A 1,589-nucleotide genomic window follows, 5' to 3' on the forward strand; every position below is an offset into this window, starting at 1 on the left:
CCGCCGCCGTGGTCGTCAAGTAACAACCGCATTCCGGTGCGCGCGGCCGTCCGCGGCGCGCGCACCGGACCCCGCACCGCGCACCACATCCGGTACTCCGCCGTGGCGGCCCCTGCGGCCGCCACGGCATCCGTGAGTTCAGCACAGAGAAGGGTCCACCCGCCCATGGACGCCGAGAACCAGCAGCAGAACGCGACGCCGGCCGCCACTGCCGACGCCACCGCCGACGCCACCGCCGAGGCGTCCGCCGGCCGCGCCCCGGTCAGCCGCCGTGCCGTCATCGGCTGGGCCGGTGCCGGGGTCGCGCTGGGTGCCGCCGGTGTCGGCTCGGTCGCCGCCGCGACCCGTCAGGACGACGACACCCCGGCCGCGCCCGCCGCCACCGCGGACATCCCGTTCTTCGGCGACCACCAGTCGGGCATCGCCACCCCGGTCCAGGACCGGCTGCATTTCGCGGCGTTCGACATCTCGTCGAGCGCCACCCGCGACTCGCTGGTCCGGATGCTGAAGGAGTGGACCAAGGCCGCCGCCGCGATGACCGGCGGCCGCGAGGTCGGCAGCGGCGCCGCCAGCGGTCTGCCGGAGGCGCCGCCGGACGACACCGGCGAGGCCCTGGGCCTGCCGGCCTCCCGGCTCACCCTCACCATCGGCTTCGGTCCGAGCCTGTTCGAGAAGGACGGCGTGGACCGCTTCGGCCTCAAGGCCAGGCGGCCCGATGCCCTGATCGACCTCCCGAAGTTCAAGGGCGACAACCTCGACCCGCAGCGCAGCGGCGGCGACCTGTGCGTCCAGGCCTGCGCCGACGACCCGCAGGTGGCGGTCCACGCGATCCGCAACCTGGCCCGGATCGGCATGGGCACCGTCAACATCCGCTGGTCGCAGCTGGGTTTCGGCAAGACCTCGTCCACCACCCCGGACGCGCAGACCCCGCGCAACATGATGGGGTTCAAGGACGGCACCCACAACATCGCCGGCACCGACACCGCGAAGCTCGCCGAGCACGTCTGGGCCGCCCCCGGCGAGGGCCCGGACTGGATGACCGGCGGCTCCTACCTGGTGGCCCGCCGGATCCGGATGCACATCGAGACCTGGGACCGCACCTCGCTCAAGGAGCAGGAGGACGTCTTCGGCCGCACCAAGGGCGAGGGCGCCGCGTACGGGCGGACCAAGGAGCACGACGCCCCGGACCTCAAGGCGATGCCCGACGACGCCCATGTCCGGCTGGCCCACCCGGATTCCAACGACGGCCTGATGATCCTGCGCCGCGGCTTCTCCTTCACCGACGGCACCGACGGCCTCGGCCGGCTGGACGCGGGCCTGTTCTTCCTGGCCTACCAGCGGGACACCCGCAAGGCGTTCGTCCCGCTCCAGCAGCGGCTCGCGGCCTCCGACGCGCTGAACGAGTACATCCAGCACGTCGGTTCGGCCCACTTCGCCTGCCCCGCGGGCGTCCGCAAGCCCGGCGAGTGGTGGGGCCAGGCCCTCTTCGGCTGACCTCCCGCCCGTTTCGCCCGTACCACCCTCCTCACCCCCAGGGAGCCGGCGTGTTCGCCAACTATCTGATCGGCCTGCGCGAAGGACTCGAAGCC

Annotated in this window: 1 protein-coding gene; it reads left to right on the forward strand. The window is 73.1% G+C overall.

Annotated features, from left to right (window positions below; genetic code table 11):
* The first annotated feature begins 165 nt into the window (after positions 1-165).
* Entirely contained in the window at positions 166-1,494 is a 1,329-nt protein-coding gene (gene efeB / locus VR45_RS30790; protein WP_045943157.1) for an iron uptake transporter deferrochelatase/peroxidase subunit, read from the forward strand.
* Positions 1,495-1,589 lie beyond the last annotated feature (95 nt).

The sequence above is a fragment of the Streptomyces sp. NRRL S-495 genome (assembly GCF_000966955.1).
GTDB lineage: Bacteria > Actinomycetota > Actinomycetes > Streptomycetales > Streptomycetaceae > Kitasatospora > Kitasatospora purpeofusca.